We start from the raw sequence: 17865 nt of genomic DNA, 5'->3' as shown, positions 1-17865 counted from the left end.
GGCGGCTTGTTCCAAATCATCGCTCCATAAGGTCATCTCCTATGGCAGACGAACAGCAGCAGGAGAGTACTCCTGCCCAAGCTGCACTCTGGCGGCGACCGGCTTTCCGGGCCGTCGTTTTTCAGGCGCTTCTCGTGCTGGCCCTTTGTATGGTCGGCTACTACCTGTTTACCAATACCCTGCACAATCTCGAGGAGCGGGGTATCAGTACCGGTTTCGGATTTCTTTCCCTGGAGGCCGGGTTCGGGATTCTTCAATCCCTGATCGAGTACAGTGAAACCCATACTTATGGCCGCACCTTTTTTGTCGGCCTGTTAAACACCATCCTGGTATCCGGACTGGGTATCATCCTGGCCACCTTGATCGGTTTCGTGATGGGTGTCGCAAGACTCTCGCGCAACTGGCTCATTGCCCGCATTGCTACCGTCTACATCGAGACTTTTCGCAATATTCCGCTGCTGCTGCAGATCATGTTTTGGTACTTTGCAGTACTTCAACCTCTGCCCAGGCCAAAGCAGAGCCTGAGCGTCGGCGAATCTTTTTTCCTGAACAACCGCGGCTTCTATCTCCCCTCGCCGGTCCTTGAGGAGGGGTTCTGGCTGGTTATGGTGGCCATTGCGGTTGCTATCGTAACAGTGGTTGTCCTGGCGCGCTGGGCTCACCGTCGCCAGGAGGCAACCGGTCAGCAGTTCCACACCGTCTATGTCTCCCTGGGTATTCTGATCGGTTTGCCGCTACTGGCCTTCCTTGCCATGGGTATGCCGTTGAGCTGGGATTATCCGGCGCTTAAGGGATTCAACTTCAAGGGCGGGATGGTGATTATCCCGGAACTGGCGGCTCTTTTGATGGCCTTGAGTATCTACACCGGCGCATTTATTGCGGAGGCCGTACGCTCCGGTATTCTGGCAGTGAGCCATGGTCAGACCGAAGCAGCCTACTCATTGGGGCTGCGTCCTGGTGTTACCCTGCGCCTGGTCATTATTCCCCAGGCCCTGCGGGTGATCATTCCCCAGCTGACCAGCCAGTATCTCAACCTGACCAAGAACTCATCCCTTGCTACAGCAATCGGATACCCGGACCTGGTGGCGGTTTTTGCCGGCACCACGCTCAACCAGACCGGGCAGGCTGTGGAGGTGATCGCCATGACCATGGCGGTCTATTTGACCATCAGCCTAGCCATCTCGCTGTTCATGAACTGGTATAACAAGCGCAAGCAGCTGGTGGAGAGATAGCGCAATGAAAGAACACGTTCCACATCCTGACTTGCCGCCACCGATCACAAACGTGGGTGTCATCGGTTGGCTTCGGACCAAACTGTTCTCTACCTGGTTGAATGCGGGATTCACACTGCTGGCGGCCTATCTGATTTACCTCACCATACCGCCACTGATTGATTGGGCCTTTATCAAGGCGGATTGGTTCGGCGATTCCCGCGAGGCCTGCACCAGTGGTGGCGCCTGTTGGGTTTTCGTCAATGTGCGCTTCGACCAGTTCATGTATGGGCTCTATCCAGCCGAAGAGTACTGGCGCATCAATCTCGCCTTCGGCCTGCTCGTACTGCTGGCGATACCGCTGTTTATCGAGCGTTTTCATCACAAAGGGATACTGGCAGCAGTCATCCTGTTTATCTACCCGATAGTTGCTTACTACCTTTTCGCCGGTGGCAGCTTTGGGCTTGAAGCTATTGATACCAGCAGGTGGGGCGGTCTCACCCTGACCCTGGTTCTTTCAGGCGTCGGGATCGTGGCTTCCCTGCCCATCGGTATCGTGCTTGCGCTTGGGCGCCGTTCAAAGATGCCCATCGTCAAGTCGGTATGCGTGGTGTTTATCGAGTTCTGGCGGGGCGTGCCGTTGATCACGGTGCTGTTCATGGTATCGGTGATGCTGCCCCTGTTTCTGCCCGAAGGGAGCCACTTCGACAAGCTGCTGCGGGCCATGATCGGTATCGTGCTGTTTCAGTCCGCCTACATGGCCGAGGTGGTGCGGGGTGGCCTGGCGGCGATCCCGAAAGGCCAGTACGAGGCGGCCGAGGCCCTGGGACTCAATTATTGGAAGAGCATAGGGTTGATTATCCTGCCCCAGGCGCTGAAGCTGGTTATCCCCGGTATCGTCAATACCTTCATCGCGTTGTTCAAGGACACCACGCTGGTATTGATTATCGGCCTGTTCGACCTGTTGGGCATGGTGCAGACCGCGATAACCGATTCCAACTGGCTGGGCTTCTCCATCGAAGGCTATATCTTTGCCGCGCTGATCTTCTGGATCTTCTGCTTTGGCATGTCACGTTACAGCCAGTCACTGGAGCGCAAACTGCACACGGGCCATGCCCGCTAAAAAATGAATTTTGCTGGAGACAAGTGATGTCTGAAACCGATAACGCAACCAAGGGCATGTCCATATCCGAGGGCGTGGTGATCGAGATCAACGGCATGCACAAGTGGTATGGCGAATTCCATGTGCTGAAGGATATCAGCCTGAAGGTTCGCAAGGGGGAGCGCATCGTGATCTGCGGCCCTTCAGGTTCAGGCAAGTCCACCATGATCCGCTGCATCAACCGTCTGGAGGAGCACCAGCGGGGGCAGATCATCGTTGACGGTACCGAGTTGACCGACGATATCAAGCATATCGACCAGGTACGCAAGGAGGTGGGCATGGTGTTCCAGCACTTCAACCTCTTTCCACACCTGACGGTCCTGGAGAACTGCTGCCTGGCGCCGATCTGGGTGCGCAAAATGCCCCGCAAGGAGGCGGAAGAGGCTGCCATGAAATACCTGGAGAAGGTAAAAATCCCGGAACAGGCGAAAAAGTACCCCGGTCAGCTCTCAGGCGGTCAGCAGCAACGCGTGGCCATTGCACGCAGCCTCTGCATGAACCCCAGCATCATGCTCTTCGATGAACCGACTTCCGCTCTTGATCCGGAGATGATCAAGGAGGTGCTTGATACCATGGTGCAGCTGGCAGAGACCGGTATGACCATGCTCTGTGTGACCCACGAGATGGGGTTCGCCAAGACCGTGGCCAACCGGGTGATCTTCATGGATGGTGGGGAGATCATTGAAGAGAATGAGCCTGTGGCGTTCTTCAACAATCCTCAGCATGATCGTACCAAGTTGTTCCTGAGCCAGATCCTGACACACTAAGCGCTTTGCCTGGCGCTCATTTGGGAGCCAACGCCGAGTATCCGCATACTGTTTACGAAAACTAGTGGCCAAGCTCCGAGAGTAGCCGGTCGATCATGCCCTGTGCCTGGGAGACATAGCCGCCCCGAATATGTTGGCATGATTCAGGATGTGGTAGAGGTTGTAGAGATGCTTTCGGCTGCTGTAGCCCGGATCCAGGGGATGGCTCTCGCGGTAGGCCGCATAGAAATCCCTGCCGAATCCATTTTCGGCAGCCAGTCCAAGCTGGAATCCCAAGCGCTGTTCCCGCCAGAATTCGATCCAGCTGTCCGAGGGGGGGTGACCACGTTGTTCCAGTGATTGGGACCGCCCTTTGACAATGGAGTGACGTGGTCGCGGGAGAGTTGGCGCTTTAAATAATGCTCCCCGCAATACATGCAGAGGTAACCGTCGCGTTGGAACAGGGTGTGGTTGTTGAGAGGTGGGGTGTAATCCCGTCGCATCTTATCCATGACCTGGCTGTTGCCGTAGGTGGCGATGATGGTGTTGACTTCAACAATGCTGCGCTGACGGGTGATGGCGTTGATTCCGCCGTGAATACGGTAGAGTACCTGGCCGCAACTGTAAGCGACCTGGTCGAGGAAATAGAGGCGTACCGCGTTCCGGTAATCGATCCATTCAAGGGGTATGCCGGCTGCATCGGTACGCAGTATCTGCTGCTGAAGATCCGCCACTATCCTCATGTCCGGTCTATAGGGCCTCTTGGCCGTATACCCAGGATCTTACGCAGTTACGCTGGAGCTTGGAACCGTTTGCTGATTATTGGTACGACCGGGTTGACGGCAGCCGGCTGCAGATAGGGTTAAAACCACTGTTATGCACAATATCAGTGCGCTATTCAAAATTCAGTGGACATTTTTTCGCGCTTGCACAATAAGAAGTCGTTAATATGCTTTATGTCGCTGAATTTTAAGGAATTAGTATTGCTGTATGATTTATTGGCAATTTAACAAAAATGCAATCATTTACAGGCCTGGGACGGAATTTCAGCAATTACTCCACAAAGTTATCCACAGAAATTGTGGATAAAGAAAAACCTCTCTTCGCATTAAGCAGTTACCGTGATTTGATTATTTTGGCTCTTAAGGAAAAGCGGTAAGTGGGGTAGAGTGCGTGCATGTCTGATTCCTCCTTTTTTCGCGTCGCAGTCCCTGCTCCCCTTTACGGTGTTTTCGATTACCTTGCGCCCGGAGAAACCCAATTGGAGACCTGCTCTCCCGGGGTTCGGGTGGTAGTGCCATTTGGCAGGGGGGAGCGGTGTGGCGTGTTGCTGGCGGTTGTGGAAGAGAGTGACGTACCCCGGTCACGTCTTAAACGGGTGGTCAGGGTATTGGATGAAGCGCCTCTGTTTCAGCAGGAGGACCTAGCGCTGCTTCGCTGGGCGGCCCAGTACTATCTCCATCCGCTGGGGGAGGTGATCTCTACCGCATTGCCCGTTCGTCTCAGAAAAGGCGAGCGGCCGGTGACCAGCAAGCGTTCCGGTTGGCGCCTGACCACCGAGGGTGATGCCGTAAGGTCGGAGACGCTTCATCGGGCGCCAAGACAGTTGGCGGTTCTTCATGCAATCAGGGAGGCGCCCGGTGGACTCTCCAGGGAGGAACTCTATGAACAGTGTGACGAATGCCGTGACGTTCTGCGCAGGTTGGAGAAGAAAGGGTGGGTAGAGCCTTGTGAAATTGAGCCAGTGGCCGAGGTCTCCGGTTTTTCTGCAACCCGGAACATGGCGCCCGAACTCAACCCCATGCAGCAGGCAGCGGTGGATGAGATTCAGCGGGGGTTGAGCCACTTCGCAGTCTATCTGCTGGACGGGGTGACCGGCAGCGGTAAGACAGAGGTCTACTTGAGCCTGATTGAACAGGTGATTGCACAGGGCCTGCAGGTGCTGGTGCTGGTGCCGGAGATTGGACTCACCCCGCAACTGTTGCGACGTTTCCGGCGCAGGCTTGCCGTGCCCCTCTCATTAATGCATTCAGGGCTTTCGGATACCCAACGGGAGGCGGCCTGGCACGAGGCGCGCCTGGGCCGGGGCAGGGTGGTTCTTGGCACACGCTCGGCGCTCTATACTCCAATGCCTGAACTGGGGCTGATCATCGTGGACGAGGAGCACGATCTGTCGTTCAAGCAACAGGATGGTTTTCGCTACTCGGCGAGGGACATGGCAGTTATCCGGGGGCAGCGGGGAAACTGTCCTGTGGTGCTCGGCTCCGCCACGCCATCGTTGGAGAGCATGAACAATGCGCTGTCCGGTCGTTACCAGCATTTGAAGCTGCCGCTACGGGCAGGGGGGGCGCAATCACCCGATATGGACCTGATCGATGTGCGCTCCGTTCGATTGGAGGCGGGACTCTCTCCCACCCTGATGCGTATGCTCAAAGAGCAGTTGGACAGTGGAAACCAGGTACTGCTGTTTCTCAATCGGCGGGGTTATGCGCCGGTGGTAACCTGTCACGATTGCGGCTGGATATCAGTCTGTCGCCGGTGTGATGCGCGAATGACGTTGCACATGGGGAGTCAACTGCTTTGGTGTCATCACTGCGGATCCCAGCGCCGGTTGGAACCGAAGTGCCCGGAGTGTGGCGGTGATCAACTGAAGCCTATGGGCCAGGGGACAGAGCGCCTGGAAGAGGTGCTCAGGGCGCATTTTCCGGAGGCGGGAATTGCCCGTATCGACCGGGATACGACACGCCGTAAAGGCAGTCTCGAATCGTTGCTGGGCGAGATCAGGGAAGGTAAGTACTCACTATTGATCGGAACCCAGATGCTGGCAAAGGGGCACCACTTTCCGAACGTCACCCTCGCGGCAATACTGGATGTGGACCAGGGGCTGTTCGGAGCAGATTACCGGGCAGCTGAGCGCATGGCCCAGCTTATCATTCAGGTGGCAGGTCGGGCCGGTAGGGCTGAGAAGCGGGGGCGCGTGGTGATTCAGACCAGGCACCCGGATCACCCCTTGCTGCATACCCTGATCCGGGAAGGATATGATGCCTTTGCCACGGCAGCCCTGGATGAGCGGCGCGAGGCGGAGTTGCCGCCCTTCAGTTACCAGGCGCTGTTGCGGTCCGAGGCGACCAAAGCTGATGCGGCCCAGCGGTTTTTGGATGAGGCGCTTTCACTGGCCCGAGAGCAGGGGGATAACAAGGTCGAATACTGGGGGCCGGTACCGGCACCCATGGAGCGCCGGGCGGGACGTTATCGTGCGCACCTTCTGCTCCAGGCTGCTGATCGGGGGCGATTGCAGAAACTGCTTTCCGCCTGGGTGCCCCGGCTCCAGGGCTTGAAATCAGCCCGCCAGGTGAGGTGGTCCATCGACGTCGATCCCCAGGAGGTCTTTTGACATGACAGCCAGGTATGCCGTGTCGAGGAGGCCTGGCCAGGATTCTAAGGTTAATGGTTTCCTGGTATCCTTCCCGGTTTCGCGTCAACAGGCCCTAGGTAGAAAATGAAAGCCCAAATTCAGCAGTTGATGTTCCAGGCCCTAGAGCAGATAGCCGCCGAGGGGATCATTCCCGCCGACCAGATTCCTCAGCCGGTGATCGAGCGCGCCCGGGACGAACGTCATGGCGACTTCGCCTGCAACGTGGCGATGGTGTTGGCAAAGGTGGCCCGTGCCAAACCGAGGGACCTTGCCGAGAAGCTGATAGCGGCGATTCCGGCTTCTGCCCTGGTCGAGAAGGTTGAGATCGCAGGTCCGGGGTTCATCAATTTCTACCTGGCCTCCGGCGCCTATCATTCACTGGTACCCGGGATTATCGAGCAGGGCCATGGTTTTGGCCGCAGCGAGATCGGAAAAGACAAACGGGTACAGGTCGAGTTCGTCTCGGCCAATCCCACTGGCCCCCTGCATGTGGGGCACGGTCGTGGTGCCGCCTACGGGGCGGTGGTTGCGGATCTGCTTGGAGCGGTGGGTTACGATGTGCATCGCGAGTATTACGTCAATGATGCAGGCCGCCAGATGGATATCCTGGCCACCAGTGTCTGGCTCCGCTACCTGGAGTTATGTGACGAGGAGCTGACCTTCCCCGCCAACGGTTACAAGGGTGACTACATCTGGGATATCGCTGCCACATTGCACCGGGAGCACGAAGAGGCCTACAAGCAGCGTGCCGAAGATGTGTTTGCTGGTGTTCCGGCTGATGAGCCCGCCGGTGGAGACAAGGAGAAGCATATCGATGGACTGATCGGCCAGGCAAAACAGCTGCTCGGTGACAACCGCTACCGCTTCGTTTTCGAGCTGGCCCTCAACACCATCCTCGGCGATATCCGTGATGACCTGGGGCTGTTCGGCGTCAACTACGAGGAATGGTACTCCGAGCGCAGCCTCACTGAGTCTGGCGCCGTCAACAAGGCTATCGAGCGGTTGCGCAACAGCGGCTACCTTTACGAAAAGGGTGGCGCCATGTGGTTCCGCTCCACTGACTTCGGCGACGAGAAGGATCGCGTGGTCGTGCGCGATAACGGTCAGACCACCTACTTCGCTTCGGATATCGCCTATCACATGGACAAGCTGGAACGCGGCTTCGACCGGGTGATCGATGTCTGGGGTGCAGACCATCACGGTTATGTGCCCCGGGTGAAGGCAGCGCTGGAGGCACTGGGCGACGATGCATCCAAGCTGGATGTGCTGCTGGTTCAGTTCGCCGTGCTCTATCGCGGCGGTGAGAAGGTGCAGATGTCCACCCGTTCCGGTGAATTCGTTACTTTGCGTGAGCTGCGCAAGGAGGTCGGTGCCGACGCAGCGCGTTTCTTCTATGTCATGCGCAAGTGTGAACAGCACATGGATTTCGACCTGGACCTGGCCAAGTCGCAGTCGAATGAGAACCCGGTCTACTACGTTCAGTATGCCCATGCCCGGGTCTGCAGTGTGCTGCAGCAGGCGGCCGAGAAGGGTATGGATGTCGAAGTGTCCCAGGGGGCTGAGAACCTCGAGCGGCTGGAAGAGAGTTACGAACTGGTCCTGATGAAGACCATGGCACGCTACCCTGAAGTGGTGGAAGCCTCTGCGCTGAATGAAGAGCCCCATCAGCTCACACACTACCTGCGTGAACTGGCAAACGATTTCCATACTTACTACAACGCCCACCAGTTCCTGGTGGACGACACGGCGTTGCGTGATGCCCGTATCAAGCTGATCCTGGCGGTGCGCCAGGTACTGCGCAATGGCCTGAACCTGATAGGGGTTTCGGCGCCGGAGAGGATGTAAATGCCAAGGGATTACAAAAGCCGCGCTTCAGGTCAGAGAAAGAAGAAGAATCAGACGCCGGGCTGGGTCTGGTTTGTCGGCGGACTCCTGGTAGGGTTGTTTGCCAGTGGCTTGGTCTGGCTCAAGTTCGGTGCGGGTGAAGGCATGCTTACCCAGCGCAGTGTGCCCCCTGCGGCCAAACCGACTCAGCAGGCAAAGCCGAAGCCCAAGCCGAAGCCCAAGCCGAAAAAAGCGCCTGAGCCTGCTGCGCAAAAGCCCCGCTTCGACTTCTACACGATTCTCCCCGAGATGGAGGTTGTTGTTCCGGAACCCGAACTTCAGGCCCCTGTAGTCGCAGGTGCTGCACCCGTTGCCAAGCCCAGGCCGGATACCGGCTACATGTTGCAGATGGGCTCTTTCAGAAAACATTCAGACGCCGATCGCCTGAAAGCGAGCCTGGCCCTGGTCGGCATCGAGGCGGAGATTCAGACCGTCAACGTGAACGGTTCGGATACCTTTCACCGGGTACGCAGCGGCCCTTATGGCCGTGAACAGGTCAATACGCTGCGAGCCCGTTTGAAAGAGAACAATATCAACAGCCTGGTCATCAAGCTAAAGAAGTAGGAGCCGCGCCTCCGCGGCGAATGGGGCCTGTTTTAGATTTGATGCTTGATTATGTTGCCGCTATCGGGCCGAGGGCGGCCCTCCCACTAGACAATCCTACATAATTGACCGACAACCCAAGGAGCCAGTTCCTCCGGTCGATTAGAGAATGCGAGGTGTTATCTCCCCTGGGGACTTGTGCCTGGGGGGGTGCTGGGCTTCTGCGCAGAAATGTCAGTGCTTGCAGAATGTGGGTAGCGGCAATGGGTGTTCGCTAGCGACCTTTTGAGCATCGATCCATTCATAGATTTCCACTGCAGCCGCATCGCACTGACAGCAACTGCTGCCGCAATCGCTGTTGGCCAGCCTTTTACGAACCTTCCCTTTGCGAATCCAGGTTTCGAGCATGCCGCGTACCGCGTCCGGGTTGCTATCGAAGTGGGTGGCGATATCTGACAGGCTGGCATGGCCGCGCTGCAGTAGGTACTGCCTGATATCCGAGAGGATCATGCCTGGGCTCCGCTGGGTTGGGCGGGGCTCGCCTCGCCCTGCCTGCTCCATATACGAAGTCCAACCACCACTATAGCTACGAACAGGGAGAGCCCGATAATCCAGGCCATGGAGCTGCCGGGATGCTGTTCGAAGGTGGCGCCCTGGTAGAAGACCGTGGAGAGGGTAAAGGCGATGCCGGTGGTCCAGGCGATTACGAAAAGGGTCCAGGGTCCTCCCGACTCCCGCTTGATGGCGCCCATTGTTGCGACACAGGGGGAGTAGAGCAGGATGAACAGCAGGTAGGTAAAGGCGCCGGCCTGCCCATCGAAGCGGGCTGCCATGGCGCCGAAGGTACCGGTGGTTACCTCCTGTTCTTCAGCTGCGACTTCCAGGCTGCTGACGTCGCCCACATCAAGGCTCAAGGGGTCGAGTAGGGTGTCGCTCAGGGCGGCAAGGTTCCCAGGGACCGTCGCTGCAGCCTCCGCAAGGCTCTCCCATAAGGTGGGTGGTGTTTCTTCAGGACGCTCTCCCAGGGCCTCTTCTGCAAGCTGACTGTAGAGGGTGTCCAGGGTGCCGACCACGACCTCCTTTGCCAGGACGCCGGTGAAGATGCCAATGGTGGCCGGCCAGTTGTCCTCCTCTATGCCCATGGGGGAGAGGGCGGGGGTCAGTGCTTTTGCGGTATGGCTCAAAACGGAGTTTTCGCTGTCGTTGTTGCCGAAGGAGCCATCGGTGCCAATGGAGTTAAGCACATTGATGATCACCACCATGACGATAATCACCTTGCCTGCGTCGCGGATGAACAGCTTTACGCGGTCCCAGGTGCGCAGGGCGACCCCCTTGGCCGTGGGCAGGTGGTAGGGGGGGAGCTCCATCATGAAGCCGGTGCTGTCTCCGGAAAGCAGGGTGCGGCGCATGATCATGCCGGTGAGTACGGCTACGGCTATACCGATGAGGTAAAGCAGGAAAACCAGGTTCTGCCCGTTAGTCGGGAAAAAGGCGGCCACGAATAGGGCATATACCGGCAGCCGGGCACCGCAGGACATGAACGGATTCATCAGGATGGTGAGTTTGCGCTCTCTCTGGTTCTCCAGGGTGCGGGTTGCCATGACGGCGGGTACATTGCAGCCAAAGCCCACAATGAGGGGGGCGAAGGCCTTTCCGGGAAGGCCCATGGTGCGCATCGCCCGGTCCATGACGAAGGCGGCGCGGGCCATGTAGCCGGTATCTTCCAGGATGGAGAGGAATAGGTAGAGACAGGCGATGATCGGGATGAAGGTGGAGACCACCTGAATACCCCCGCCGATGCCCTCTGCAATCAGCACGGTAAGCCATTCAGGTGAGCCAATGGAGCGCATCCAGCCGCCGAGCCCGTCAACAGCAACCGCGCCCAGGGCGATGTCGAAAAAGTCGATAAAAGCGCCGCCGATGTTGATGGTGAACATGAACATCAGGTACATCACGGCGAGGAAGATGGGGATGCCGGCAATGCGGTTGAGGACCACCTTGTCGATACGGTCCGACAATGTTTTTCCCAGTTTGCCCTGTTCTCTTGTGACCCGCTGGGTCAGGGCGTGTGCATGGCCGTAGCGTGCATCCGCGATATGGATGTCGGCCTCTTCCCCGGCCCGGTCTGCAATTTTCTTGCGCCAGCCCTGTGCCAGTCCGGCTATATCTTCATTCACCAGGGAGCAGGCGTGCTCGTCACCTTCCAGGAGTTTCAGGCTGAGCCAGCGGTGGTTGGCCTTGTCGGAGCTGTCGCTGAAATGGGGTTCCAGGTCCACGATAGCCTGCTCAACAGTATCTTCGTGTGCCACCTCGAAGTTGACGGCGTGCTCATCTCCGGCGACCAGCCTGATCTGCTGTTTCAGGGCCGGCAGGCCTTCGCCGGTGGTTGCCACCACGGGTACTACCGGGCATCCTAGTTCCTCACTGAGCTTTTGAATATCGACCTTGATGCCGCGGCTTCGGGCAACGTCCATCATATTGAGGGCGATCACCATTGGGATGCCCATCTCTCGCAGTTGCACGGTGAAGTAGAGATTACGCTCCAGGTTCGATGCGTCGATTACGTTGATGATGAGGCTGGCATCCCTGGAGAGCAGGTAGTCTCGGGTTACCTGTTCGTCTAGCGAGGAGGCGTCGAGGGAGTAGATGCCGGGCAGGTCGACAATAGTGAACTCGTCACCCTCCAGGCTGAAGCGGCCCTCTTTTCGATCAACGGTCACGCCCGGCCAGTTTCCGGTTTTCTGCCGGATCCCGGTTAACGCATTAAAAATCGCGGACTTGCCGCAGTTGGGGTTGCCCCCCAGGGCGATGTTGATCACGTAATTCTCCGAAAATTGCGCAGTGGTCGGGGTGTGAGCTCTGGGTTCCGGTCAGTGGTTGTCGATGGTCTGCATCAGCAGTTTGTCGGCAATGCAGGCACCGAGGGCGACGCGGGTGCCGGCACTGGCGACCACCACGCCGCGTTTGCGGTGCTGCACGACACTGATCTCAGAGCCTACTCTCAGGCCAAGACTCAGCAGGCGTCTTGCCATGGCGCGGTCGCCATGGATTTCCGCGATTCTTGCCTGGGTCCCTACATCGAGACGGTCGAGGGGGGTTACTTCTTTTTGAGCATTCATTACTGCCAACCACAAATGTGAATGATTACTATTTGTAAGAATATCACCTATAAATATCAGGGACAACTGATTTGCTTCTATCTGAATAGAAATAATATTGATTATTATTAATGTTGGGGTGGTTATGGTCTTTTGTGCGGGGAAAACATGATCTCCGCGGTATACCGTGCATCGCCGCTCCCTGGCTTTGGCATCCTACTTCGTCCCTATCCCCGTGGGAGCCGTGCCTCGCGGCGAATGGGGTCATTGCACAGCTGGTGATTGGATCAAGACCGCTCCAGTGTATCCCTGCACCCGCGGCATAAGGCCATCCCTGTACAGCGCCGTTCCTGTGCATCTGCGCATTAAATGGGGCGTGGTGCCATGCATGGCCCGCCGTTCCCGCACATCCATGTGCTCCACGGCATAAGCACATCCCTGTGCAGCGCCGCTCCTGCGCATCCCTGCGCCCGCGGCATACCGTACATCCTGTACATAAAAAAGCCGCCCAATATTTGGGCGGCTGAAGGTGGAGGAGATGCGATATGAAGGTTCATAACGCAAATCTGCGGTTCGGCTGCTGCTCCGTTCTGCGTTGGATGGTCAAAACTCATGACCCGAAAGGGATGGAGTATCCTTTCGCCGATATTGATTCTGCAGATTGCGTGCCAGTTTGGTGTGAATTGCGAATATGGCTTCCAAGTCCGTGTAATTAAAGCGCCTTGAAGGATATGTCCAGTCAATCGGTAAACGATATCTTCTTCGCAAAATGCCAAAAATGGCATTATTTGGTATACTGACCGCCATTAATGACATTCATGTGGTCTTTCATTATGTCGATCCCCGGTTCTGACCGTTTAATCGATAGTGGTATGGCTCAACTGCTGGACACGCTTGAGGAGCCTGCAATCCTACTTTCCCCCGATTATCGTGTGCTCGCCGCCAATCGCTGTTACCGTCGGAACTATGAGGGTCGTGAGGTTCTCGGGCGCTACTGCTACGAAATCTCCCATGGTTCCACGAAGCCCTGTTCAGGAGTGCATGATATCTGTCCGTTGAAGGGGGGTCTGGAATTGCGGGAGCCTCAGCGGGTACTGCATATACACCACTCTCCCCGGGGTGATGAGCATGTGGAAGTGGAAGGCAGAGCCATATTCGATGAGGATTCGGGAGACCTGCTCTATTACATCGAGATCATCCGGCATTCCAGGGCGGCTAGTGCTCATGTGGACGAAGAAGGGATGGTTGGCCGTTCCGAGGCCTTCAACCGGATGCTGGAACTCGTTCAACGTGTTGCACCCAGTGAAACGGCTGCCTTGCTGCTCGGGGAATCCGGGACCGGTAAGGAACTGGTGGCCCAGGCGATTCACGATCTGAGTCCGAGAAACCGCGCATTGTTTGTGCCGGTGGAGTGTTCAGGATTGACGGAGTCCCTGTTCGAGAGCCAACTGTTCGGGCATGAAAAAGGAGCGTTTACCGGTGCCCATGCAGCCAAGACGGGTCTTGTGGAGTCTGCTCGCGGGGGTACGCTCTTTCTGGACGAGATAGGAGACATTCCCCTGCCCCTGCAGGTGAAGTTGCTACGCCTGTTGGAAACCGGCACCTACCGTAGGGTCGGTAGCGTTGACCCGCAGCAGGCTGATTTCCGTCTCGTTTGTGCCACGCACCGGGATCTCAAGCAGATGGTCGAGGAAGGGCGTTTCAGGCAGGATCTCTACTACAGGATAAGTACCTTTCCCATCGAACTCCCCTCCCTTCAGGCGCGCATCGATGACCTGCCGCTGTTGGCTGCGAGTCTGCTCAAGCGGATCAAGGTGGCAGAAGGCAAGAGACTCTCGTCGGACGCTATCGCCTGTCTTTCGGGATACGCCTTTCCCGGGAATATCCGAGAGCTGAGAAACATCCTCGAGCGTGCTGCGCTGATGGCCGATGGGGATGAGATCCGACCGGAGCATCTTCCAGATGAGTGCCGTAGGCCGTATGGGGCAGGGGAGTTTTCAGTAGAGGCGGAAGATGGCCTGCTCTCCCTGGAGGAAGTTGAGCGGCGCTATCTTGAGCAGGCTAGCAAGCAATTCGGTGGTGACCGCAAGGCTTTGGCTGAGCGGCTCGGTATCAGTGAGAGGACCCTGTTTCGAAAGCTTCAGAAGGCCAGATCCTGATAGGCTATTGATGTGGCTTGCGTAGCAGATCTACCCGGGACGGTTTGAGAAAGTCTGCGCCCCCAGGGGTCATGTGGGCTTCGAAGGCCGCCTTTATTTGACGATAGAGCGGCTCGTCAATCCGGTGCTCGGTATGGGTCACATTGAGCATGCGGGCTTCGAACTCCGCAAAGTCGGCATAGTGGCCTGGCGAGTTGAAAAAGATCTGTTCCACCAGTTCCAGACTGCCGTTCTGCACTGCCCGCCGGACCGCTGAAAAGGCGAGTTTCCGAACCTCCTTTTCGTCATTGAAGAGTTTGAGGATATCGTTGAATGCGCCCTGGTATACCGGTTTGGATATGTAGGCGAGTCCCCCTGGCTTGAGAATCCTGGCGACTTCGGACAGGCCCTGGTCCATCAGTTCCCGTGGAACGTGGTGCAGGGATTTCAGCATGATGGCGATATCAATACTGCTGTCTGGAAGGTCGATCTGCTCGGCGCCGCCGTAGACAAAGGTGACATTGGGCAGGTCATCGATCTGCAGATTCTTTTCGTGCTGTATGCGGTCCACCTCGGTAGCGACAACATGTGCGGGGTGGAAGCGTTGGGCGATCTGTCGTGTCATCCAGGCACGTCCGCAGCCCAGTTCCAGGATTTCACCGCCCTCTATGGGGAGGTACTGCTCGATGATCTCCAGTTCGCTCGCTTCGCGGTAGGCGTTTGCATTGTGGATCTGCATGGGTTGACTTTCGGTAATGACGGGAAGGCGTTAATGTAGCTTTCGCGTAAGCTTTTGAACAGAGCTTGATACAGGATGAAGCATTATTAAGAACAAGACACTGGAGTGGCTGGCAGAACGGCTGGACGAGTTGCGTCTGCACCTGTCCCGTCCCGATGCGCTGATCCAGTTGGCCCTGCTGGGGCTGGTCACGGGACTGCTGGCCGGAGGCATCATCGTCGCTTTTCGTGTCGCGGTGGAGGGTGCCCAGGCCGGTTTTCTTCCGGGTGGCCTTTCAGAGAACTACGAGGCACTGCCGCTGTGGGCGCGTTTCCTTCTGCCGGTTGTGGGTGGGGCGATTATCGGCTGGATCTTCTATCGGCACGCCAACGGGCTTCACGTACTGGGCGTAGCGCGGGTGATGGAGCGTATGGCCTATCATCAGGGGCACCTCACCCTGCGTGAATTCGTGCTTCAGTTTGTTGGTGCGGCAGTAGCCATCATCAGCGGACACTCGGTGGGGCGTGAAGGGTCTCACATCTACCTGGGTGCTGCTTCCGGCAGCCTGCTGGGCCAGTACCTGACCCTGCCCAACAACAGCATTCGCACCATGGTGGGTTGCGGTACAGCTGCCGGCATTGCCGCTTCGTTCAATACGCCCCTGGCCGGTGTGATCTTCGCGCTGGAGGTGGTGATGATGGAGTACACCCTGGCCAGTTTCATTCCGGTCATTCTGGCTGCTGTGAGTGCCACTGCCGTTTCCTACAGCGTATTCGGCGGCGAGCCGGCTTTTGCGGTACCTGAAATGCAACTTGGTTCTTTAGGAGAGATGCCCCTGGTCCTGTTGCTTGGGTTGGTTGTCGGCATGTTTTCATCCCTCTTCAACCAGATGATTGAAAGCGTGGCGGTGCGGGCACGGAATGTCCCCTTCTGGTGGCGCGCCACCCTGGCAGGGGTCATCGTCGGTCTGTTTGCAATGGTGGTTCCCGAGGTGATGGGTATCGGTTACGACACGGTCAATGCGGCGCTGCTTGGAGAGATTGGCCTTGCCCTGCTGGCCGTTTTGACGATTACCAAGTTGCTGGCCACGGTGGCCAGTGTCGGTATGGGGATCCCTGGCGGCATGATTGGGCCCTCGCTTTTTATCGGTGCGACCCTGGGCAGTCTCATGGGGTTGTCCGTGCAGATGATACTGCCGCAGATGCAGATCGATGTCAGTTTCTACGCACTGCTGGGTATGGGGGCGATGATGGGGGCCAGTCTCCAGGCGCCCCTGGCGGCGCTGACCGCAATGATGGAGTTGACACACAGTCCGCAGATTATCATGCCTGGGATGCTGGTGATCGTGGTGGCGGCGCTGACCGCCAGTGAGCTGTTCCGCAAGGAATCCCTCTTTATCACCATGCTCAAGGCCAGTGGCCTGGACTACAACGCAAACCCGGTGATGCAGGCGCTGCGTCGCATCGGTGTGGCCAGTGTGATGGGTAAAAGTTTTGAGCGCCCCGACAGTGTGGTGGAGCGTTCAGACGCGGAGACGCTGCTGGAGAAGGGCCCGGAGTGGTTGCTGGTGCAGGGAGAGGAAGGGCCTGTGGCGCTGATGCCGGCGCTGGATCTTGCCCGCTTTCTTCAGGAAAACCAGGAGGTGCAGGAGATAGACCTGATGGCGATTCCGGCCCGCAGGGACGAAGTGGCCCCGGTTCATATACAGGCAACCCTGCAGGAGGCGATGGAGTTGCTGGAGAGTCGTGGTGTTCAGTCGCTCTATGTCGAGCGCACCACCGCTCCCGGAATTCAACGAATATATGGCGTGCTGACCCGGGAACAGGTGGAGTCGGCCTATCGTTATTAAAGAAGAAAATATACTGCGATGCGTCAATGCAGGTGCTCCGATATGGGAGTAACATTAATGGGATTTGTTGATGTTCGCTGGCTCTTTTCGAAGAGTCGCGGTTTAGATTAAGAAGGTGGCTGGAATGACTGACGGACAAAATGTCGAAACCCTTGGAACTGTTGCGGATGAAGCCCAAGAGGCGGCTGGTGACGCCTTTGAGCTGAACGGGGAAAACATGAGCGTGGATGAGATGATGGCTGCCTTCCAGGCGCTTCAGGACCAGAATGCCCAGCTCAAGAAAGACAACTGCAAGGCGGTCAGGCGCTACCGCCGGGAAGAGGAGCTCAAGCCTTACCAGGCGGAGTTGATCCGGATGCAGCAGTATCTCGAGTCAACCGGCAGCAAGATGGTGATCCTTTTCGAAGGGCGTGATGCTGCTGGCAAGGGCGGCACCATCCGCCGTGTCACTCGGTACATGAATGAAAAACACTACCGCGTGGTGGCGCTCGGAAAACCCACAGAGGATCAGCGTACCCAGTGGTTCTTCCAGAAGTATGTCAGCCAGCTTCCCCGCGGAGGTGAGGTGGTGCTGTTCGACCGCAGCTGGTACAACCGCGCCATGGTGGAGCCGGTGTTCGGTTTCTGTTCCGACCAGGAGTACCGCAACTTCATGCGCGGCGTAACCGGTTTCGAGAAGGACCTGGTTCGCCAGGGCACCATCCTGATCAAGCTCTATTTCAGTGTGACCAAGGAGGAGCAGAATCGCCGGTTCGAACGCCGCAAGAACGACCCGCTGCGCCAGTGGAAACTGAGCGAGGTGGACGTGCAGGCCCAGGAGCGCTGGGACGATTTCACCAACGTGAAGTACGAGATGCTGAAGAAGACCCACTCCACTCACGCGCCCTGGACCATGATCCGCTCCAACGACAAGCACCAAGCCAGGCTGAATGTCATGAAGGTGATTCTCAACTCCGTACCCTACGAGCGGCTCAACCCGGAACTGGACTTTGTGCCCGATCCTGAAGTGGTGGTCTCCGGTTCCCGCGAGTTGGAAACCATGGAGGCCCAGCGTCTGAGAAGCGGCAAGTTCCAGGGCTGAGTCACGCTGGAGCGCGAACT

General features: G+C 57.4%; 13 protein-coding genes and 2 pseudogenes. 9 read left to right on the top strand and 6 right to left on the bottom strand.

What is annotated here, in order from left to right:
* Positions 1 to 41: 41 nt before the first annotated feature.
* From BOW53_RS01610 to BOW53_RS01600, 3 genes are read left to right on the top strand one after another with little or no spacing between them, the layout of a single operon-like run.
* Positions 42 to 1232 (top strand): amino acid ABC transporter permease, encoded by a 1191-nt coding sequence (locus BOW53_RS01610; RefSeq protein WP_078485776.1) that lies wholly within the window; start codon positions 42 to 44, stop codon positions 1230 to 1232.
* A gap of 4 nt (positions 1233 to 1236) precedes the next feature.
* Positions 1237 to 2334: an amino acid ABC transporter permease gene (locus BOW53_RS01605; protein ID WP_078485775.1), complete on the top strand. Its 1098-nt coding sequence runs from the start codon at positions 1237 to 1239 to the stop codon at positions 2332 to 2334.
* Positions 2335 to 2360: 26 nt separating this feature from the next.
* Positions 2361 to 3140 (top strand): amino acid ABC transporter ATP-binding protein, encoded by a 780-nt coding sequence (locus tag BOW53_RS01600; RefSeq protein WP_078485774.1) that lies wholly within the window; start codon positions 2361 to 2363, stop codon positions 3138 to 3140.
* Between the two features lie 61 nt (positions 3141 to 3201).
* On the opposite strand, the pseudogene BOW53_RS13790 reads toward BOW53_RS01600, so the two are convergent.
* Positions 3202 to 3449 (bottom strand): annotated as a pseudogene (locus BOW53_RS13790) (fructosamine kinase family protein); the annotation flags it as partial.
* Between the two features lie 56 nt (positions 3450 to 3505).
* Positions 3506 to 3556, bottom strand: a pseudogene (locus tag BOW53_RS13785) (hypothetical protein); the annotation flags it as partial.
* 740 nt (positions 3557 to 4296) lie between these two features.
* On the opposite strand from BOW53_RS13785, the gene BOW53_RS01590 reads away from it, so the two are divergent.
* The 3 genes from BOW53_RS01590 to BOW53_RS01580 all read left to right on the top strand — a co-directional run bounded on the left by BOW53_RS01590 (position 4297) and on the right by BOW53_RS01580 (position 8982).
* Positions 4297 to 6513 carry a primosomal protein N' gene (locus BOW53_RS01590; protein ID WP_078485772.1) on the top strand — a complete coding sequence of 739 codons (2217 nt, stop codon included), beginning with the start codon at positions 4297 to 4299 and terminating at the stop codon, positions 6511 to 6513.
* A 105-nt stretch (positions 6514 to 6618) separates the two neighbouring features.
* Positions 6619 to 8379 carry an arginine--tRNA ligase gene (argS, locus tag BOW53_RS01585; protein ID WP_078485771.1) on the top strand — a complete coding sequence of 587 codons (1761 nt, stop codon included), beginning with the start codon at positions 6619 to 6621 and terminating at the stop codon, positions 8377 to 8379.
* On the top strand, positions 8380 to 8982 hold the full coding sequence (locus tag BOW53_RS01580; protein WP_078485770.1) for an SPOR domain-containing protein: 603 nt from the start codon (positions 8380 to 8382) through the stop codon (positions 8980 to 8982).
* A gap of 213 nt (positions 8983 to 9195) precedes the next feature.
* Here the strand turns inward: BOW53_RS01580 and BOW53_RS01575 are convergent, their stop codons facing one another.
* Genes BOW53_RS01575 through BOW53_RS01565 form a run of 3 tightly spaced genes read right to left on the bottom strand, consistent with a single transcriptional unit; the run spans position 9196 to position 12080 of the window.
* Complete coding sequence (locus tag BOW53_RS01575; protein ID WP_078485769.1) at positions 9196 to 9471, bottom strand: FeoC-like transcriptional regulator; 276 nt, start codon at positions 9469 to 9471, stop codon at positions 9196 to 9198.
* Positions 9468 to 11780 (bottom strand): Fe(2+) transporter permease subunit FeoB, encoded by a 2313-nt coding sequence (gene feoB, locus BOW53_RS01570; RefSeq protein ID WP_078485768.1) that lies wholly within the window; start codon positions 11778 to 11780, stop codon positions 9468 to 9470. Before feoB ends, BOW53_RS01575 begins: the two co-directional genes overlap by 4 nt.
* 51 nt (positions 11781 to 11831) lie before the next feature.
* Complete coding sequence (locus BOW53_RS01565) at positions 11832 to 12080, bottom strand: FeoA family protein (protein ID WP_078485767.1); 249 nt, start codon at positions 12078 to 12080, stop codon at positions 11832 to 11834.
* 851 nt (positions 12081 to 12931) lie between these two features.
* Between BOW53_RS01565 and BOW53_RS01560 the strand changes: the two genes are divergently transcribed.
* Positions 12932 to 14218, top strand: a complete 1287-nt coding sequence (locus BOW53_RS01560) for a sigma-54 interaction domain-containing protein (protein ID WP_245831949.1) — start codon at positions 12932 to 12934, stop codon at positions 14216 to 14218.
* 4 nt (positions 14219 to 14222) lie between these two features.
* Here the strand turns inward: BOW53_RS01560 and BOW53_RS01555 are convergent, their stop codons facing one another.
* Entirely contained in the window at positions 14223 to 14936 is a 714-nt protein-coding gene (locus tag BOW53_RS01555; RefSeq protein WP_078485766.1) for a class I SAM-dependent methyltransferase, read from the bottom strand.
* Between the two features lie 130 nt (positions 14937 to 15066).
* On the opposite strand from BOW53_RS01555, the gene BOW53_RS01550 reads away from it, so the two are divergent.
* Together BOW53_RS01550 and ppk2 are read left to right on the top strand one after the other, a co-directional pair.
* Positions 15067 to 16764 carry a chloride channel protein gene (locus tag BOW53_RS01550; RefSeq protein ID WP_245831947.1) on the top strand — a complete coding sequence of 566 codons (1698 nt, stop codon included), beginning with the start codon at positions 15067 to 15069 and terminating at the stop codon, positions 16762 to 16764.
* 217 nt (positions 16765 to 16981) lie between these two features.
* The gene (gene ppk2, locus BOW53_RS01545; RefSeq protein WP_245831952.1) at positions 16982 to 17845 is read left to right on the top strand and encodes a polyphosphate kinase 2; all 864 of its coding nucleotides are present in this window, start codon (positions 16982 to 16984) and stop codon (positions 17843 to 17845) included.
* Positions 17846 to 17865: the final 20 nt, after the last annotated feature.

Source organism: Solemya velesiana gill symbiont (genome assembly GCF_002020805.1).
In the GTDB taxonomy this organism is placed as follows: Bacteria; Pseudomonadota; Gammaproteobacteria; order Chromatiales; family Chromatiaceae; genus Sedimenticola_A.
Note: the sequence above shows the minus strand (reverse complement) of the source record. Positions and strands in the feature narration are given on the sequence as shown.

Excerpts from the sequence above, each read along its gene's own strand:
- BOW53_RS01610 (WP_078485776.1), top strand. The coding sequence starts at position 42 with ATGGCAGACGAACAGCAGCAGGAGAGTACTCCTGCCCAAGCTGCACTC.
- BOW53_RS01605 (WP_078485775.1), top strand. The coding sequence starts at position 1,237 with ATGAAAGAACACGTTCCACATCCTGACTTGCCGCCACCGATCACAAAC.
- BOW53_RS01600 (WP_078485774.1), top strand. The coding sequence starts at position 2,361 with ATGTCTGAAACCGATAACGCAACCAAGGGCATGTCCATATCCGAGGGC.
- BOW53_RS01590 (WP_078485772.1), top strand. The coding sequence starts at position 4,297 with ATGTCTGATTCCTCCTTTTTTCGCGTCGCAGTCCCTGCTCCCCTTTAC.
- argS (WP_078485771.1), top strand. The coding sequence starts at position 6,619 with ATGAAAGCCCAAATTCAGCAGTTGATGTTCCAGGCCCTAGAGCAGATA.
- BOW53_RS01580 (WP_078485770.1), top strand. The coding sequence starts at position 8,380 with ATGCCAAGGGATTACAAAAGCCGCGCTTCAGGTCAGAGAAAGAAGAAG.
- BOW53_RS01575 (WP_078485769.1), bottom strand. The coding sequence starts at position 9,471 with ATGATCCTCTCGGATATCAGGCAGTACCTACTGCAGCGCGGCCATGCC.
- BOW53_RS01565 (WP_078485767.1), bottom strand. The coding sequence starts at position 12,080 with ATGAATGCTCAAAAAGAAGTAACCCCCCTCGACCGTCTCGATGTAGGG.
- BOW53_RS01560 (WP_245831949.1), top strand. The coding sequence starts at position 12,932 with ATGGCTCAACTGCTGGACACGCTTGAGGAGCCTGCAATCCTACTTTCC.
- BOW53_RS01555 (WP_078485766.1), bottom strand. The coding sequence starts at position 14,936 with ATGCAGATCCACAATGCAAACGCCTACCGCGAAGCGAGCGAACTGGAG.
- ppk2 (WP_245831952.1), top strand. The coding sequence starts at position 16,982 with ATGAGCGTGGATGAGATGATGGCTGCCTTCCAGGCGCTTCAGGACCAG.